The sequence below is a fragment of the Streptomyces javensis genome (assembly GCF_039525925.1).
GTDB classification, from domain to species: Bacteria; Actinomycetota; Actinomycetes; order Streptomycetales; family Streptomycetaceae; genus Streptomyces; species Streptomyces asiaticus.
On record NZ_BAAAIF010000041.1, the window covers coordinates 48,700 to 64,617 of the forward strand.

At 73.1% G+C, this 15,918-nt stretch carries 17 protein-coding genes; 3 read left to right on the top strand and 14 right to left on the bottom strand.

Translation table 11 applies throughout. The annotated features are described in order from the left end of the window. Window positions 1–184: 184 nt before the first annotated feature. From lgt to hisI, 11 genes are all read right to left on the bottom strand, one after another. Window positions 185–1,192, bottom strand: coding sequence for a prolipoprotein diacylglyceryl transferase (gene lgt, locus ABD329_RS30130; RefSeq protein ID WP_198277727.1), 1,008 nt, complete (start codon window positions 1,190–1,192; stop codon window positions 185–187). Between the two features lie 82 nt (window positions 1,193–1,274). Further along, window positions 1,275–2,093 carry a thioredoxin domain-containing protein gene (locus ABD329_RS30135; protein ID WP_198277728.1) on the bottom strand — a complete coding sequence of 273 codons (819 nt, stop codon included), beginning with the start codon at window positions 2,091–2,093 and terminating at the stop codon, window positions 1,275–1,277. Window positions 2,094–2,497: 404 nt separating this feature from the next. Beyond that, window positions 2,498–3,316, bottom strand: coding sequence for a tryptophan synthase subunit alpha (gene trpA / locus ABD329_RS30140; protein ID WP_037948877.1), 819 nt, complete (start codon window positions 3,314–3,316; stop codon window positions 2,498–2,500). Next, window positions 3,316–4,563: a tryptophan synthase subunit beta gene (trpB, locus tag ABD329_RS30145; RefSeq protein ID WP_344317182.1), complete on the bottom strand. Its 1,248-nt coding sequence runs from the start codon at window positions 4,561–4,563 to the stop codon at window positions 3,316–3,318. Before trpB ends, trpA begins: the two co-directional genes overlap by 1 nt. Before the next feature lie 93 nt (window positions 4,564–4,656). Next, a complete protein-coding gene (trpM, locus tag ABD329_RS48325) occupies window positions 4,657–4,809 on the bottom strand; it encodes a tryptophan biosynthesis modulator TrpM (RefSeq protein ID WP_369075658.1) in 153 nt (50 codons plus the stop codon). 23 nt (window positions 4,810–4,832) lie between these two features. Then, window positions 4,833–5,642, bottom strand: a complete 810-nt coding sequence (gene trpC, locus ABD329_RS30150; RefSeq protein WP_344317183.1) for an indole-3-glycerol phosphate synthase TrpC — start codon at window positions 5,640–5,642, stop codon at window positions 4,833–4,835. A 157-nt stretch (window positions 5,643–5,799) separates the two neighbouring features. Further along, window positions 5,800–6,246: a DUF2752 domain-containing protein gene (locus ABD329_RS30155; protein WP_425574397.1), complete on the bottom strand. Its 447-nt coding sequence runs from the start codon at window positions 6,244–6,246 to the stop codon at window positions 5,800–5,802. Window positions 6,247–6,363: 117 nt separating this feature from the next. Continuing rightward, window positions 6,364–6,615, bottom strand: coding sequence for an HGxxPAAW family protein (locus ABD329_RS30160; protein WP_344317184.1), 252 nt, complete (start codon window positions 6,613–6,615; stop codon window positions 6,364–6,366). Window positions 6,616–7,449: 834 nt separating this feature from the next. Continuing rightward, window positions 7,450–8,148: a TIGR02234 family membrane protein gene (locus ABD329_RS30165; RefSeq protein WP_344317185.1), complete on the bottom strand. Its 699-nt coding sequence runs from the start codon at window positions 8,146–8,148 to the stop codon at window positions 7,450–7,452. Window positions 8,149–8,406: 258 nt separating this feature from the next. Continuing rightward, the gene (locus tag ABD329_RS30170) at window positions 8,407–9,942 is read right to left on the bottom strand and encodes an anthranilate synthase component I (RefSeq protein WP_344317186.1); all 1,536 of its coding nucleotides are present in this window, start codon (window positions 9,940–9,942) and stop codon (window positions 8,407–8,409) included. Window positions 9,943–9,987: 45 nt separating this feature from the next. After that, on the bottom strand, window positions 9,988–10,365 hold the full coding sequence (gene hisI, locus ABD329_RS30175; protein ID WP_198282522.1) for a phosphoribosyl-AMP cyclohydrolase: 378 nt from the start codon (window positions 10,363–10,365) through the stop codon (window positions 9,988–9,990). Window positions 10,366–10,509: 144 nt separating this feature from the next. Between hisI and ABD329_RS30180 the strand changes: the two genes are divergently transcribed. Both ABD329_RS30180 and ABD329_RS30185 read left to right on the top strand, forming a co-directional pair. Further along, entirely contained in the window at window positions 10,510–11,484 is a 975-nt protein-coding gene (locus ABD329_RS30180) for a hypothetical protein (protein WP_344317188.1), read from the top strand. A 286-nt stretch (window positions 11,485–11,770) separates the two neighbouring features. Next, window positions 11,771–12,403, top strand: a complete 633-nt coding sequence (locus tag ABD329_RS30185; RefSeq protein WP_198276787.1) for a TIGR03085 family metal-binding protein — start codon at window positions 11,771–11,773, stop codon at window positions 12,401–12,403. Between the two features lie 102 nt (window positions 12,404–12,505). Here ABD329_RS30185 and ABD329_RS30190 read toward each other — a convergent pair whose 3' ends face one another. From ABD329_RS30190 to ABD329_RS30200, 3 genes are all read right to left on the bottom strand, one after another. After that, window positions 12,506–13,333, bottom strand: a complete 828-nt coding sequence (locus ABD329_RS30190; RefSeq protein ID WP_198276788.1) for an endo alpha-1,4 polygalactosaminidase — start codon at window positions 13,331–13,333, stop codon at window positions 12,506–12,508. Window positions 13,334–13,578: 245 nt separating this feature from the next. After that, window positions 13,579–14,436, bottom strand: a complete 858-nt coding sequence (locus ABD329_RS30195; RefSeq protein ID WP_198276789.1) for a polysaccharide deacetylase family protein — start codon at window positions 14,434–14,436, stop codon at window positions 13,579–13,581. Between the two features lie 71 nt (window positions 14,437–14,507). Continuing rightward, window positions 14,508–15,272, bottom strand: coding sequence for an SDR family oxidoreductase (locus ABD329_RS30200; RefSeq protein WP_198276790.1), 765 nt, complete (start codon window positions 15,270–15,272; stop codon window positions 14,508–14,510). A gap of 175 nt (window positions 15,273–15,447) precedes the next feature. Here ABD329_RS30200 and ABD329_RS30205 point away from each other — a divergent pair, with 175 nt between their 5' ends. Next, complete coding sequence (locus ABD329_RS30205) at window positions 15,448–15,918, top strand: OsmC family protein (protein WP_198276807.1); 471 nt, start codon at window positions 15,448–15,450, stop codon at window positions 15,916–15,918.

Here is a 15,918-nt window from a genome sequence, read left to right on the forward strand (position 1 = left end):
AGATGTGCTCCCTTCGAGAAGGGTGTGGCGATGCGGCCCTCACCCCAACGGTTCGAAGGTACGCACGAATTCCCCTGCTCCGCCAGCAAGGAAGGCCGAACTTACCTCGCTGACCTGCGCAAACGCAGAAGGGCCGCCAAACCCGAGGGGTTCGGCGGCCCGATGGACGCAGCGCGGGCGCGCGTCAGGGGTTCTTGGTGGGCTCCGCCTCGGCGGCCACCGCACCGGCCTCGTCCGCGCCGTCACCGGCCTCGTCCGCGCCGTCGCTCCTGGCCGTGCCGTCGCTCTTGGCCGTGCCGTCGCTCTTGGCCGCGCTCCCGGCCGGGGCGTCGCCGCTCGTCCCGGTGGCCGGGGCCGCGCCGTCCTCGACCGCGGCCGGCTCCACGACCTCCTCGCGGCCCGGTGCCCGCTTCGCGGAGATCACCAGATAGGCGACGGCGGCCAGGAAGACCACGACGGACGTCCAGTTGTTGAGCCGCAGCCCCAGCACATGGTGGGCGTCGTCCACCCGGAGGTACTCGATCCAGAAGCGGCCTACGGTGTACGCCGCGACGTAGAGGGCAAACGCCCGGCCATGCCCCATCTTGAAGCGGCGGTCCGCCCAGATCACCAGCACCGCCACGCCGACGCACCACAGCGACTCGTACAGGAAGGTCGGGTGGTACGTGCCGGCCACCCGGCCCGCGTCGGCGTCGCCGTCGATCTTCAGCGCCCAGGGCAGCGTGGTGGCCTTGCCGTACAGCTCCTGGTTGAACCAGTTGCCCCAGCGCCCGACGGCCTGGGCGAAGGCGATTCCGGGGGCGATGGCGTCCGCGTACGCCGGGAGCGGGATCCCCCGGCGGCGGCAGCCGATCCAGGCGCCGAGCGCGCCCAGCGCGATGGCCCCCCAGATCCCCAGGCCGCCCTGCCAGATCTTGAAGGCGTCCACCCAGTCACGGCCGTCGGTGAAGTACAGCTCGTAGTCGGTGATGACGTGGTAGAGGCGGCCGCCGACCAGGCCGAAGGGCACCGCCCAGACGGCGATGTCGGCGACGGTGCCGACCTGGCCGCCACGGGCGACCCAGCGCCGCCCGCCGTACCAGACCGCGACGAAGACGCCGATGATGATGCAGAACGCATAGCCGCGCAGCGGGACCGGACCGAGGTAGATCACGCCGGACGACGGGCTGGGGATGTAAGCGAGGAGGTCCATGACAGGACCGACGCTACCGTGCCGGGCGGGAGATGCGGCAACCCACCCGGCAACGGCTGCGTAACAAGGATCAGTACAAGGATCAGCCGCGGGCCGCCGCGAGGACCATGCGCTTGAGCTTGTTGGGGCTCAGTGGCTTCTTGGGGTCGCCGTAGATCGACTTGCCGCCCAGCAGCACGGTCGGCGTGGAGGCGTAGCCGGAGTGGGCGAAGACGTCATTGGACTTGCGCACCCAGGCGTCGTGCCTGCCGTCCTCGACACACCTCCGGAAGGCGGGCGTGACCAGCCCGGGGACCTGGTCCGCGAGCTTGATCAGCCTGCCGTTGTCGGCGTAGGTGTCCCGGGTCTCCTGGGACTGGTGGCGGTAGAGCACATCGTGGTACGCCCGGAACTTCGCGGGGTCCTTGTCCTGGGCGCAGGCCGCCGCGTTGGCGGCGCGGAGCGAACCGGTGCCGCCGAGGTTTCCGTCGATGATCGTCACCAGGTGGTACTCGACCCGCATCCGGCCGGTGTCCTGGAGTTCGTGGACGGTCTTGCGGAAGACGTCCTCGAACTGCTTGCAGCCCGGGCAGCGGAAGTCCTCGTAGACCGTCAGGGTCACCGGGCCTGCCTTGCCCGCCTTCCCCTCCTGCGCGGACTTCTCCGACTTCCCCGAGGGGATCACCAGACGTCCCTTGCCGACGGCCCCGCGCGGCGGCACCAGGGCGCTGCTCGACCTGCCCGAGTCGTCGTCGGTCCTGGACGCGACGATGCCCACGCCCACCGCGGCGCCGAGGACGGCCACCACGGCCCCCAGGACGCCCAGCGTCCGCTTGCGCTTCGCGCGCGCCCGGTCCCGCTCGCGCTGTTCCCGCAGGCGCTCTCGGGCGCCGCGCTTTCCCTCACGGTTTCTCTGGCTCACGCCCTCGCCTAACGAGGCGGAGGAGCACCGCTGAGCTCCTCCGCCCCGTTGTTCCCTCGAACGAGCGACCCCCTGACGGGTGACCGGCGGGCCGCGCGGCGGAGCCGCATATCGATACTTCCCCCTCCCCGCCCCTTCCCGCAGCACCGATATGCGGCTCCGCCGCGTGGCAGGGACTCCGCCCCCGGCCCGCGGGGTCTGGGGCGGAGCCCCGCCACCCAGCCCCTCCAGGGGGCACCTCCCAGCGGTAGCTGGGGGAGCTTGAGGAGCGGGGTCTGGGGCGGAGCCCCGCCACCCAGCCCTCCGGCGATTGAGGAGCGGGGTCTGGGGCGGAGCCCCAGTTGTGGGAAGGGGCGGGGAGGGGAGCAGCCCGCCGCAGGCGTACGCGCGCCCCCGGACACTCCCTAACGCGCGGTGCGGACGCCCTCCGCCAGCTCACCCGCGAGCTCGCGCAGCCCCGCCAGACCGGCCTCGGTGTCACCCTCGGCGTCCAGCAGCCGCTTGACGAAGGCCGAGCCCACGATGACCCCGTCGGCGAACGCCGCGACCTCCGCCGCCTGGGTGGCGTTGGAGACGCCGAGGCCCACGCAGACCGGGAGCGAGGTGGTGGAGCGGGTGCGCTCCACCAGCGCGCGCGCCTCCTGACCCACCGATTCCCTCGTTCCGGTGACACCCATCAGGGACGCCGCGTAGACGAAACCGCTGCCCGCCGCCGTGATCTTCGCCAGCCGCTCATCACGGCTGCTGGGCGCGACCACGAACACGGTCGCCAGACCGTGCTGCTCGGCGGCCTTCCGCCAGATCTCCGACTCCTCGACCGGCAGATCGGGCAGGATGCAGCCCGCGCCGCCCGCCTCGGCGAGATCGGCGGCGAACCGCTCGACGCCGTACCGGTCCACGGGGTTCCAGTACGTCATGCACAGGATCGGGGCGCCGGTGCGGGCGTGCACCTCCCCCACCGTGCGGATCACATCGCGGATCCGGACCCCGTTGCGCAGCGCGATGTCGTCCGCGGTCTGGATCACCGGCCCGTCGAGCACCGGATCGCTGTGCGGCAGCCCGACCTCGACGATGTCGCAGCCGCCCTCGATCATGGCGGTCATCGCGTCCACCGCGCCGTCGATGGTGGGGAAACCGGCGGGCAGATAGCCGACGAGCGCGGCGCGCCCCTCGTCCTTGGCGCCCGCCAGGACGGATCCCAGCAGCTCCAGGTTTCCGGCCATCACTTCGCCCCCTCGTCGCCCTGCTGCTCGTAGAGCCCGAAGTACCGGGCCGCCGTGTCCATGTCCTTGTCACCGCGCCCGGAGAGATTGACCAGCACCAGGCCGTCGCTCCCCAGCTCCCGGCCGAGGTCCAGGGCGCCCGCGAGTGCGTGGGCGCTCTCGATCGCCGGGATGATGCCCTCGGTCTCCGAGAGCAGCCGCAGGGCCCGCATGGCCTCGTCGTCGGTGACCGCCCGGTACTCGGCGCGGCCGACGTCCTTCAGATACGCGTGCTCAGGGCCGACGCCGGGGTAGTCGAGACCGGCCGAGATCGAGTACGGCTCGGTGATCTGGCCGTCCTCGTCCTGGAGGACGTAGGACCGGGAGCCGTGCAGGATCCCGGGCTCGCCCTGGCTCAGCGTGGCCGCGTGCTCGCCGGTGGCCACGCCGTGCCCGGCGGGCTCGAAGCCGACGATCCGCACGCCCTCGTCCGGCAGGAAGGCGTGGAACAGCCCGATCGCGTTGGAACCGCCGCCCACACAGGCCGCGACCGCGTCCGGCAGCCGCCCGGTCCGCTCCAGGATCTGCCGCCGCGCCTCCACGCCGATCACCCGGTGGAAGTCGCGCACCAGCGCCGGGAAGGGGTGGGGTCCGGCCACGGTGCCGAAGAGGTAGTGGGTGCGGTCCACATTGGCGACCCAGTCCCGGAACGCCTCGTTGATGGCGTCCTTGAGGGTGCGGCTGCCGGACTTCACGGCGATGACCTCGGCGCCCAGCATCCGCATCCGCGCCACGTTGAGCGCCTGCCGCTGGGTGTCGACCTCGCCCATGTAGATGGTGCACTCGAGCCCGAACAGCGCGCACGCGGTGGCCGTGGCCACCCCGTGCTGGCCGGCGCCGGTCTCGGCGATGACGCGGGACTTGCCCATCCGCTTGGTGAGCAGGGCCTGCCCCAGCACGTTGTTGATCTTGTGAGAGCCGGTGTGGTTGAGGTCCTCCCGCTTGAGGAAGACCCGGGCACCCCCGGCGTGCTCGGCGAACCGCGCCACCTCGGTCAGCGCGCTGGGCCGACCGGTGTAGTTGACCAGCAGATCCTCGAGCTCGGCCGCGAAGGCGGGGTCCGCCTTGGCCTTCTCGTACTCGGCGGCGACCTCGTCGACCGCGGCGACGAGCGCCTCGGGGATGAACTTGCCGCCGAAGGCACCGAAATACCCCTCGGCGCTGGGCACCTGGCCCTCCGGGTCAGGGATGAAGAAATCAGAGGACATGCGACGTACTCCTCGATCGGGGCAGCGCCCCGTGACAGGTCGGGGCAGCGCCCCGCGACGGGTGGGATGGCTGGGGAAGCGTGCGGCGTGCGCTCAGCGCGCCGCCGCCCGGCGCCATCGCCGCCCGTTGATCTGCCCCGGCTCGCATCCGATGTGGTAGCGCACGCGCCGCCCCCGCACCCGCCTCGCGGGCGCGCGGCAGCCCCGGGGCCGACAGCCCCGTGCCAGGCGCGCGTACGTCTCCATGGTCCGCCGAACCCGCCTCGTCGTCAGTCCCGGCCGTGGCGCAGCGCCGGATGGGCGCCCGCCGCCACCAGATCGGCCACCGCGGCCTTGGGGTCGCGCCCGGTCACCAGGGACTCGCCGACCAGCACCGCGTCCGCGCCGTCGTTGGCGTAGGCGATCAGGTCGTGCGGGCCGCGCACCCCGGACTCCGCGATCTTGACGATGTGGTCCGGGATCTCCGGTGCGATCCGGGCGAAGTTCGAGCGGTCGACCTGGAGGGTCTTGAGGTCACGCGCGTTGACACCGATCACCCGGGCCCCGGCGTCGACCGCCCGGGCGGTCTCCTCCTCGTCGTGCACCTCGACCAGGGGCGTCAGCCCGATCGACTCGGCCCGCTCGATGAGCGAGACCAGCGCCTGCTGCTCCAGCGCGGCGACGATCAGCAGGATGACGTCGGCGCCGTGCGCCCGCGCCTCCCACAGCTGGTACGAGGTGACGATGAAGTCCTTACGGAGCACCGGGATGTCGACCTTCGCCCTTACGGCTTCCAGGTCGGCCAGCGATCCGCCGAAGCGCCGCTGCTCGGTCAGCACGCTGATCACGGCCGCGCCGCCCGCCTCGTAGTCCGCGGCGAGCCCGGCGGGGTCGGCGATCGCGGCGAGCGCGCCCTTGGAGGGGCTGGACCGCTTGACCTCGCAGATCACCTTGACGCTGTCGCCCTTGAGCGCCGCGACACCGTCCTTCGCCGGCTGGGCCTTGGCCGCCCGCTCCTTGAGCTCGTCGAGGGTGACGCGCGCCTGCCGCTCCGCGAGGTCGGCACGGACTCCGTCGATGATCTCGTCGAGCACACTCACCGAGCGGCCCCCTTCCGTGACGGGGATGAAGCTTCTGATCTGTACCGGGTGGGGCGGTCCACCGCGTCACCTGGCACTGCGATGGTAGCCGCCGGTAGGCCGAGGTCTCGCATCCGGTTGACGCGGACGCCCGCCACATGCACTTACACAACACCGGTCAGGGCACCAGTAGTCCCCCGAACGGGAAATTCCGGACGATTGTGAAGACCAGGGCCAGCACGCCGAGCGCCCCAGCGTGCCACAGCCGCGGCGCGGGGAAGCGTCCGCGTACGCACCACACCGCCCAGCAGACGGCGAACGCCGCGTAGCAGCCGACGGCGAGGGCGTTGTCGCGCAGCGCGGCCGCCAGATCGCCGTGGGCCAGGGCATGGGCGCCGCGCAGCCCGCCGCAGCCGGGGCAGTACAGCCCGGTGAGCCGCAGCAGCGGGCAGACGGGGTAGTGGCCGGGCTCCCGGGGGTCCACGGCGCCGACGTAGCCGAAGGCGGCGAGGACGCCCGCGAGCACGCCGAACGGGGCGGCCAGACGCCGCACCAGGCGCACCAGGCGCACCAGGCGCACCAAGCGCGCAGGGTGGGCGGGGGCGGTCGGCGGTGGTTCGGTCACACCGCCGAGTCTGCCCCGGCATCCACGAAGGTGCAGCTCAGGGCCGATGTGCCGGCCTCCGTACGGCTCAGTGCCGGACCCGGTGGAGGCGGGCGCGGCCCCGGGCCGCGCCAGGGCTCAGCTCTGGGTCTGCGCCTGCGACTGCGCCTTGGGCTGCGGCTGCGGCGGGTGCTGCGTCTTGGGCATGCCCAGCCCGGCCGCGCGCATCGCCGCGCCGACGACACCGCCGAGGGCGATGATCACCATGCCCGCCCAGAAGCCGAGCGGGTTGGCCGCCACGGTGAACGCGCCAGCGACGCAGAAGCCGATGAAGGCGATGGTGACACCGGTCCAGGCGGCCGGGGTGTGTCCGTGGTCGTGACCCGCCATGAATTCTCCTCGTATCTGTACGCGCCTGGTCCGGGCGCTCGGGGGCGAACGCTCCCACGCCATTGTCCCCGATGCGCGAAACGCCCTTGAGCGGGGGTGGGACCTTACGGTGCGAGGCGGGACGGCGCGAGCGAGGGCGGCGCCCTGGGGCAGGGCCTACGGGGGGTGTCCGGCGGCCCACGGGGGCGGAGCCGGATGCCGATGCTTTCCCCTCCCCGCCCCTTCCCGTTACCAGGGGCTTCGCCCCTGGACCCCGGAGGCCATGGGCGAAGCCCCTGCCACGCGGCGGAGCCGCATACCGATGCCGCGGGAAGGGGCGGAGCCCCGGCTGCGGGCGCTGGGGCGGAGCCCCGGTCCAGGGTCAGGGGCAGAGCCCCGGCTGCGGACGCTGAGGCAGAGCCCCGGTTTCGGGGCCAGAGGCAGAGCCCCGACTGCGAACACTGGAGCAGAGCCCCGGCTGCGGGGCCAGAGGCAGAGCCCCGACTGCGAACACTGGAGCAGAGCCCCGGCTGCGGGGCCAGAGGCAGAGCCCCGACTGCGAACACTGAGGCAGAGCCCCGGCTGCGGGGCCAGAGGCAGAGCCCCGACTGCGGACACTGAGGCAGAGCCCCGGCTGCGGGGCCTGGGGCGGAAGCCCCGGTTTCGGGGCCTGGGGCGGAAGCCCCGGTTTCGGGGCCCGGGGCGGAGCCCCGGTTTCGGGGCCCGGGGCGGAGCCCCGGTTTCGGGGCCCGGGGCGGAGCCCCGGTTTCGGGGCCCGGGGCGGAAGCCCCGGTTTCGGGAAGGGGCGGGGAGGGGGAACAGCCCGCCGCAGGCGGCACGAACCGCCGGGCACCCCTAGCGCTCGGCCTCCCGCCGCGCCGAGCCAGTCTGGGCCTCCGTCGGGTCCTCTCCGCGGTCCAGGGCCTTCCACAGCTCCTCGGGGCGGTCCGGGTCGGAGGAGTCGGCGGCGCGCCGGGTACGGCTCCGGGCCGGGGTGCCCCCGGTGCCCGCGCGCTCGTACCGACCGGACATGGCGGGCCAGTGGCGGCCGTAGCCCAGGGCGAGCACGCCCGCGAGCAGCAGCAGCACCCCGCCCGCCGCGGCGACCCACGGCCAGGGGGTGTACGCCACGTCGTGGATCGGGCTGTGGGTCAGCCCGCTCACCTTGGACGCCTTCTCCTCCAGCGCCGCCTTGTCGGACGCGCCAAGGGCCGCGCTGATCACGATGCCCGCGCCGCTGAGGGTCAGCAGCGCCGCGACGACGACGCGGCCGAGGCGGCGCACGGCGAAGACCGCGACCAGCGCGGCGAGGCCGACGACCGCGAGGGCGCCGGGGAGCCCGGTGATGTCATCGCCGTTGGCGCTCTGCGGGAGGGATCCCTGGGCCACGGATGCGGTGCCTTCGGCCCACTTGCGGCTGGTGGCCAGCAGGACGAGGGCGGCGCCGAGCGCACCGGCGAGCAGGGCGATGGCAAGGCTGCTTCGGCGGCCGCGCGCGGCGGAGGCGGAGGGCTCGTGCTCGGCCCTGGGCTGGGGTACGGCTGCTGCGGTCACGCCTACCACTATCCCCCACCCGGGAACTGGATCGTTCCCGGGTGGGGGATATGGGACCTACCGGGAGCCACCGGCCACCGGGAACCACCACCCTGGGAAGCCGCCGGGCACCGCCGATGGCCTCCCACCCTGGGAAGCCACCGGGCGCCGATCACCTCCCACCCCGGGAAGCCACCGGGCGCCGATCACCTCCCACCCCGGAAAGCCACCGGGCGCCAATGACCTCCCGCCCCCGGGAAGCCACCGGGCGCCGATGAACTACCGCCCCAGACGCCCCGCCGCGTGCACCGCCCGCAGCACCGCCGCCGCCTTGTTGCGGCACTCCGCGTCCTCGGCCACCGGATCGGAGTCGGCGACGATCCCGGCGCCCGCCTGGACATACGCCGTGCCCCCGCGCAGCAGCGCGGTGCGGATGGCGATCGCGGTGTCGGAGTCGCCCGCGAAGTCGAGATAGCCGACACAGCCGCCGTACAACCCGCGGCGGCTCGGCTCCAGCTCCTCGATGATCTGGAGCGCCCGCGGCTTGGGGGCGCCGGAGAGGGTGCCCGCGGGGAAGCAGGCGGTGAGCACGTCGAAGGCCGTACGGCCCTCGGCGAGGCTGCCGGTGACGGTCGAGACGATGTGCATGACATGGCTGTAGCGCTCGATCGACATGAAGTCGACGACCTCCACGCTGCCCGGCTCGCAGACCCGCCCGAGGTCATTGCGCCCGAGGTCGACGAGCATCAGATGCTCGGCCCGCTCCTTGGGGTCGGCGAGCAGCTCCTCGGCGAGCGCGGCGTCCTCCTGCGGGGTGGCCCCCCGGTGGCGGGTGCCGGCGATGGGGTGCAGCATCGCCCGGCCGTCCTCGACCTTGACCAGGGCCTCGGGGCTCGAGCCCACCACGTCGAAGCCCTCGAACCGGAAGAGGTACATATAGGGGCTCGGGTTGGTGGCCCGCAGCACCCGGTAGACGTCGAGGGCGCTGGCCGAACACGGCGTCTCGAACCGCTGCGAGGGGACGACCTGGAACGCCTCGCCCGCGCGGATGCGCTCCTTGATGTCGTCCACCGCTGCCATGAAGTCCTCGCCGCCCCACAGCGCGGTGTACTCGGGCAGCTCGGATTCGGGCAGCGCGGCGGGGTCGGTCGCGACGGGGCGGACCAGGTCGGCGGCCATCGCGTCGAGCCGGGCCACGGCGTCCGCGTACGCCTCGTCCACGCCCGTGTCGAGGTCGTTGTGGTTGATCGCGTTGGCGATCAGCAGCACGGTGCCGTCCCAGTGGTCCAGCACCGCCAGGTCCGAGGTGAGCAGCATGGTCAGCTCGGGCAGGCGCAGATCGTCCCGGCCGTGCTCGCCGACCTTCTCCAGGCGGCGGACGATGTCGTAGCCGAGGTAGCCGACCATGCCACCGGTGAACGGCGGCAGTTGGGCCAGTCCGCCGAGGTCGCGCGGGGTGTGCAGGGTCTCGACGGTGGCGCGCAGCGCCTGGAGGGGGTCGCCGTCGGTGGGGACGCCGACCGGCGGGGTGCCCAGCCAATGGGTGCGGCCGTCGCGTTCGGTGAGGGTGGCGGCGCTGCGGACGCCGATGAAGGAGTAGCGGGACCAGGAGCGGCCGTTCTCGGCGGATTCGAGGAGGAAGGTGCCGGGGCGCTCGGCGGCCAGCTTGCGGTAGAGGCCCACGGGGGTGTCGCCGTCCGCGAGCAGCTTGCGGCTCACGGGGATGACGCGGCGGTCGGCCGCCAGCTTGCGGAAGGTCTCGAGATCCATCGTGACAGCGTCCTGGGTCTGGGGCTGGGGAGCCCGGCGGGGCACGGGGGCTGAGGGCTCGCTGGGAGCTTGGTCGGGGTGGTGGCCGGTCTACCGGCCGGTCCGCGGGCCGAGCGGGAGCTCGTCGGCGTCGAAGCAGGTGCGGTCGCCGGTGTGGCAGGCGGCGCCGACCTGGTCGACCTTGACGAGGACGGTGTCGGCGTCGCAGTCCAGCGCGACGGACTTGACCAGCTGGACATGGCCGGAGGTGTCACCCTTGACCCAGTACTCCTGGCGGCTGCGGCTCCAGTAGGTGCAGCGGCCGGTGGTGAGGGTGCGGTGCAGCGCCTCGTCGTCCATCCAGCCGAGCATCAGCACCTCACCAGTGTCGTACTGCTGGGCGATGGCGGGCAGCAGGCCGTCGGCGCCGCGCTTGAGGCGGGCGGCGAGGGCCGGGTCGAGGGCGGAGGGGCGGTCGGAGCCGGTCATGCGACCATTCTGCACGTCCGGAGGGGGGTCCCCGCGAATGATCTCCGCAGACCCGGGGCCCGGGCTGCGGAACCGGGCCGGAAAACCGGCCGGTAAGCCGGGCCCGTGGGGCGGATTGTCAGTGGAATGGGGCATGCTTCGGGCATGACGTATCCGCCGCCGTCGAACGACCCCAACCGGCCTGGAAACGGCGGGGGGTTCGGTCCACCGCCGCAGCCGCGGCAGCAACCACCACAGCCACCGTCCGCGCAGCCGCAGCAGGGCTTCGGGCCGCCGCCCCCGGCGGACCAGCCCGCGCAGCCCGGTCCGCCCGCGCAGCCGAGCGGCGGTTTCGGGCCGCCCAGCCCACCGGCGCTGCTGCCCGGCGGCCCGCCGCCGGGCGCGCTGCCGCCGGGGTCCATACCCCCGGGCGCGCTGCCGCCCCCTCCCCCGCCGCCCGGCACCGGCGGCTCCAGGACCACGGCGATCGTCATCGCGGCGGTGGTGGCCGTGGCGGTGGTCGTCGGCGCGATCGTCATCGGGACGAAGGACGACGGCGGCAAGGAGACGTCGGCCGACGCCGGACCGTCCGCCTCGGCCTCGGACCGCCCCCTCTCCTCGCCCTCGGACGCCGGGTCGTCCGCCGCCCCGTCGGGCTCGGAGGACCCCGGCGAGGGCGCGCCGCTGGGCGGTGGAAGCGAGGCCCCCGACGGGGATCCGACCGCCTCGGAGTCGGCGGCCCCGGACGCGTCGGAGTCCGGCGCGCCCGGTGACAAGGTGCCGTATGTGGTGCTCGACCCCGGTCAGTGCTTCGACCACCCGGCGATGGACAGCAGCGTCACCAAGGTCGAGAAGCGGTCCTGCCGCGGCCCGCACGACGGTGAGGTGATCGCCAACGAGACGCTGAGTGGCGACTTCTCCACCGAGAAGTCGATTCAGACCAAGGCGCTCGCGCTGTGCGCGACGGATGCCAAGAAGCGGCTCAAGAGCATCCCCAACGACGGCCGGATGTACTACTACTACGCGCTGTACCCCGCGCTGGGCACGTACTCCATCCAGGGCGAGGACCAGGTCTCCTGCGCGCTCACGCTGAGCGCCGGGCGCGACGGCAAGAAGCTGGGCAAGCCCCTGCCGGGTTAGGGAGCGTCGGGCGGTGCGCGTAGGCATGCGACGGGCTGCTCCCCTCCCCGCCCCTTCCCACAACCGGGGCTCCGCCCCAGGCCCGCTCCTCAATTGCCGGAGGGGCTGGAAAGGGGGCTCCGCCCCAGACCCCGGACCCAGGCGCCACTCCAGACCCCGGGGTCCAGGGGCGGTGCCCCTGCCACGCGGCGGAGCCGCACCCCGTAGGCCGGGCGGAGCCGCCCCGCCGGGGCGCGCGGCGGCGCTCCTCATGGCAGCGGGCGGGCCCCGGTCGTAGGCTGGACGCATGTCCACTCACGCGAAGCGCGAACGCCTGCTGCTCGCCGACCTCTTGGACGGCGCGGGCCCCGGGGCCCCGACGCTGTGCGAGGGCTGGAGCACCCGCGATCTGGCGGCCCATCTGGTGGTCCGCGAGCGCCGCCCCGACGCGGCCGCCGGGGTGCTGGTCAAGCCGCTGGCCGCGCGGCTGGCCCGGGTGCAGGAGGAGTTCGCGGCGCGGCCGTACGAGGAGCTGCTCCAGCTGTTCCGCACCGGCCCGCCGCGGATGTCGCCGTTCGCGCTGAAGCAGGTGGACGAGGCGGCCAACAGCTTCGAGTTCTACGTCCACGCCGAGGATGTGCGCCGCGCCCGGCCGGACTGGACGCCGCGCGAGCTGGACCCGGTCTTCGCCGACACGCTGTGGGCCCGCATCGAGCGCGGCGCCCGGATCTTCGGCCGCCGCTCCCCCGTCGGCCTGGTGCTGCGGCGCCCGGACGGCCGTACGGCGGTGGCCAATCGCGGCACCCCGGTCGTCACGGTCACCGGCGAACCGGGCGAGCTGGCGCTCTTCCTCACCGGCCGCCAGGATTCCGCCCGGGTCGAGCTGGAGGGCGACAAGGAGGCCGTGGCGAAGGCGCACGAGGCCAAGCTGGGCATCTGAGCCGCCCGCCGCACACGAAGCGTCCCCGCCCGCGGGGCGTCCCGCCGCACACGAAGCGTCCCCGCCCGCGCGGGGCGGACGGGGACGGCACCAGGGGATCCCCTAGCAGGTCTCGCGAACGTAGCCGTCCTCGCCCGCGGGAGAGACGTCCTCGTCCCGCCGGACGACGCTGAGCCGGTCGCCCCAGCCGTCGCACGCCTTGGCGAAGCCCTCGTCGCCGTACTCGACCACCACGACGTGGTCGTCGTACGCCTTCGCGAACTCACCGCACTCGTCGTACTCGCCGCACTCCTCGACCACCGCGAAGTCCAGCCCGGCCGCCTTCCGGTCGGGCAGCAGCTCAGCGGTGTTCTTCTGCGCGATGGCCAGCCCCTGGGCGTGGGCGTGCTCCGACAGCAGGGCCATGAACGCCTTGGCGTGAGCGGTGGTCAGCAGCTTCTTGGAGCGTTCGTAGCTGTCGTAGTTGTCGGGTTCGACGGCGTCGAAGCCCTTGTCGGCACAGCCGTCGATCCAGCCGTCGACCTTGTCCGCCACCCGCTCGCGCTTGTCGGCGGTACGGAGGTCGAGCAGCGGTTCCTTCCACTTGGTGTCGATGACGAGATCGCCGTTGCGGTCGCGCAGCAGCAGGTCGTCCGGCCACTGGTCGCGCTCGCCCGGCTGGACCTGGAAGGCGTTGACGTAGCAGATGTTGTACAGCCCGTCCGCCGGGGAGTCCCCGCGGTCGCGGCTGACGATGTCGACGCCCTTCGGCGGGGTGTACGCCCCGCCGATCTGGTAGTCGAAGCCACCGTGGACGGGCGGCAGCGCCACTTCGGACGCGCTGGCTCCCGAGGACATGGACACGGTCACGACGGCGGCCGCGGCGGCGGCCGTCACCACCGACGCGAGGGCCCAGCGGCGACGAAGGCGTGCGGCATGGCTGGCTGGCATGAAAGCTCCAACACTCGCGGGTAGCGTCCCCGCCTCGGATGGCATCCGCCGTCCTGGCGACTGTGTCCGGGCTCGGGACCGGCACCGGGTCCCCTACCGGCTGGGCGCACCTCTTGCGCGGCACGGGGCAGGTACACCGTGCGGCTGCTGCGATCAAAGCGGGCCCCGGCAACGGCGTCAAGTCGGCCGTCCCGCCGGACCGGACGGCACCGAGGCGGCCGTCCCCCGGACCAGATGGCGTCAAGTCAGCAGACCCCGGACCAGATCCGCTGGAGCGGCCGGTAGTCGATCACCACAACGCCCTCCTCCGCCAGCAGTTCGCGGGCCCGCGCCGACGTCAGGAACGCGTGGTCGCCGTGGCGCACCCGCCATCCGCCACCGGGCTCGGCGGCCCTCGACCGGGCGTCGTCGAGACCGGGGTGGACCGCCCACTCGCTGAGTCCGGGCGGAAGAGCGCGCAGCAACTCGGCGTAGCGGGCCGCCTTGCCGTCGATGTCGAGGGCGAAGCTGTCCAGGAAGTCGTGGTCGGTGACCGGCAGCCCCCGCCCGCGCGCCGTCCGGCGGCCGCCGTCGAGCCAGACCCGCACCGCCAGTCCGTACTCCCCCGCCAGGGCCACGGTCACCTCGAAGACGTCCTCGTGGCCGCCGTCGGCCAGACAGTGCCAGTCCAGGTGGGTCGGCGTCAGTCCCGCGTCGGCCACGGCCTCGATCTGGGCCCGGAACTCCCGCTCGACCTCCTCGGGGCGCGCCCGCGCGAGCAGCTCCTCCCGGCGGTCGGCGGTGAAGAGCTCGCCCCGCTCGTCCAGCAGCGAGGCCACCGTCGCCCGCGCGCTCAGCGGTCCCCACCGGAGGTGGTCCGCGTCGCGGACGAGCGTGAGGTGGATGCCGAATGGGACGTCCGGCCGCGCGCGCAGCATCCGCAGGGCCTGCGGCGCCCCCGGACACGGCACCATCAGACTGCATGAGCTGGCGATCCCCTCCTCGATCGCGTCGATGACGGCGACGTTGACCGACTCGTGCATGCCGAGGTCGTCGCAGTTGAGGATGAGCACCCGCGCATCGGGCGGGAACCCCAGCAGCTGACTCGACGCGACTCCATCCATGCCCTCAGTGTGAGCCGCCGTCACTGATCGCCCTACCGGTTTTCCGCCCTCCCCTACTGGACGACCCGCCCCTACTGGGCGCTCGCGGCCGGGCGCACCACGATCTCGTTGACGTCGACCTCGGGCGGCTGTCCGATGGCGTACGCGATGGCGTCGGCGATGGCGGAGGCGGGGATGGCCACCGAGCGGTAGGTCTTCATGGCCTCGCGGGCGCTCGGATCGGAGATGGACTCGGCGAGTTCGGACTCGGTCACGCCCGGGGAGACCAGGCTGACCCGGATGTCACCGGCCGACTCCTGGCGCAGCCCCTCCGAGATGGCGCGTACGGCGAACTTGGTGGCGCAGTAGACCGCGGCGGTGGGCGACACCTCGTACGCGCCGACCGAGGCGATGTTCACCATGTGTCCGCCGCCCTGCTCCTTCATCACCGGCAGGGCCGCCGCGATGCCGTACAGCACACCGCGCACGTTCACATCGAGCATCCGGTCCCACTCGTCGACCTTCAGCGCCGCCAGCGGCGAGAGCGGCATCAGCCCGGCGTTGTTGACCATCACATCCACCCGCCCGAACCGCTCCCGGGCGGCGGCCACGAAGGCCCGCACATCGTCGGCCGAGGTGACATCGAGCCTCTGGTACGCGGCGGTGCCGCCGTCCGCGGTGATCTTCCCGGTCAGCTCCCCCAGCCGCTCGGTCCGGCGCGCCCCCAGAAAGACCCGGTGCCCGTCGGCGGCGAGCCGACGCGCGGTCGCCTCCCCGATCCCGCTGCTGGCCCCGGTGATGAGTACGACCTTGCCGGTCCCGGTCCCGGTCCCGGTCGTGGTGTTCGTGGCGTTCATGGCGGTAATCCCTTCCGTCCTGGTGCGGCTCTGTGCTGACTCCACCGAGTCTGCGCAGGTCAGAGCCCCCGTACCAGGACGTGCTCCTCCTGGGTGCGACACTCCCAGTCAGCACGGCACGATGGGCGGGAACCAGTTCCGCCACCGCTGGGACACGAAGGGGAGCGCACAGACGATGGGCCGACAGCACACCTACCGCGCCACCGTCCGGTGGACCGGTAACACCGGTTCGGGGACCAGTGGTTACCGGGACTACGGGCGGTCGCACGACATCTTCGGCGAGGGGAAGCCGACCCTGCGGGGCAGCGCGGATCCCGCGTTTCTGGGGGATCCGGAGTGCTGGAACCCGGAGGAGTTCCTGCTGGCCTCGCTCTCGCAGTGCCACATGCTGACCTACCTCTCCGTATGCGCCCGGGACGGGGTGACGGTCACGGCGTACGAGGACGTCGCCGCCGGGGTCATGGAGGAGACGGCCGGGCACGGCGGGCGCTTCACCGAGGTGGTGCTCAATCCGGTGGTCACCGTCGCGGACGAGGCGATGCTGGAGCGGGCGCGTTCGGCGCATCACGACGCCCATCAGGCGTGCTTCATCGCGAACTCGGTCAACTTCCCCGTCCGCCACCAGCCGGCCGTCCGGGTCGGCTGA

Bases quoted from the DNA above. Each gene is read 5' to 3' on its own strand.
- lgt (WP_198277727.1), bottom strand. From the start codon at position 1,192: ATGGACCTCCTCGCTTACATCCCCAGCCCGTCGTCCGGCGTGATCTAC.
- trpA (WP_037948877.1), bottom strand. From the start codon at position 3,316: ATGGCCGGAAACCTGGAGCTGCTGGGATCCGTCCTGGCGGGCGCCAAG.
- trpB (WP_344317182.1), bottom strand. From the start codon at position 4,563: ATGTCCTCTGATTTCTTCATCCCTGACCCGGAGGGCCAGGTGCCCAGC.
- trpM (WP_369075658.1), bottom strand. From the start codon at position 4,809: ATGGAGACGTACGCGCGCCTGGCACGGGGCTGTCGGCCCCGGGGCTGC.
- ABD329_RS30160 (WP_344317184.1), bottom strand. From the start codon at position 6,615: ATGGCGGGTCACGACCACGGACACACCCCGGCCGCCTGGACCGGTGTC.
- hisI (WP_198282522.1), bottom strand. From the start codon at position 10,365: ATGACCGGCTCCGACCGCCCCTCCGCCCTCGACCCGGCCCTCGCCGCC.
- ABD329_RS30180 (WP_344317188.1), top strand. From the start codon at position 10,510: ATGACGTATCCGCCGCCGTCGAACGACCCCAACCGGCCTGGAAACGGC.
- ABD329_RS30185 (WP_198276787.1), top strand. From the start codon at position 11,771: ATGTCCACTCACGCGAAGCGCGAACGCCTGCTGCTCGCCGACCTCTTG.
- ABD329_RS30190 (WP_198276788.1), bottom strand. From the start codon at position 13,333: ATGCCAGCCAGCCATGCCGCACGCCTTCGTCGCCGCTGGGCCCTCGCG.
- ABD329_RS30195 (WP_198276789.1), bottom strand. From the start codon at position 14,436: ATGGATGGAGTCGCGTCGAGTCAGCTGCTGGGGTTCCCGCCCGATGCG.
- ABD329_RS30200 (WP_198276790.1), bottom strand. From the start codon at position 15,272: ATGAACGCCACGAACACCACGACCGGGACCGGGACCGGGACCGGCAAG.
- ABD329_RS30205 (WP_198276807.1), top strand. From the start codon at position 15,448: ATGGGCCGACAGCACACCTACCGCGCCACCGTCCGGTGGACCGGTAAC.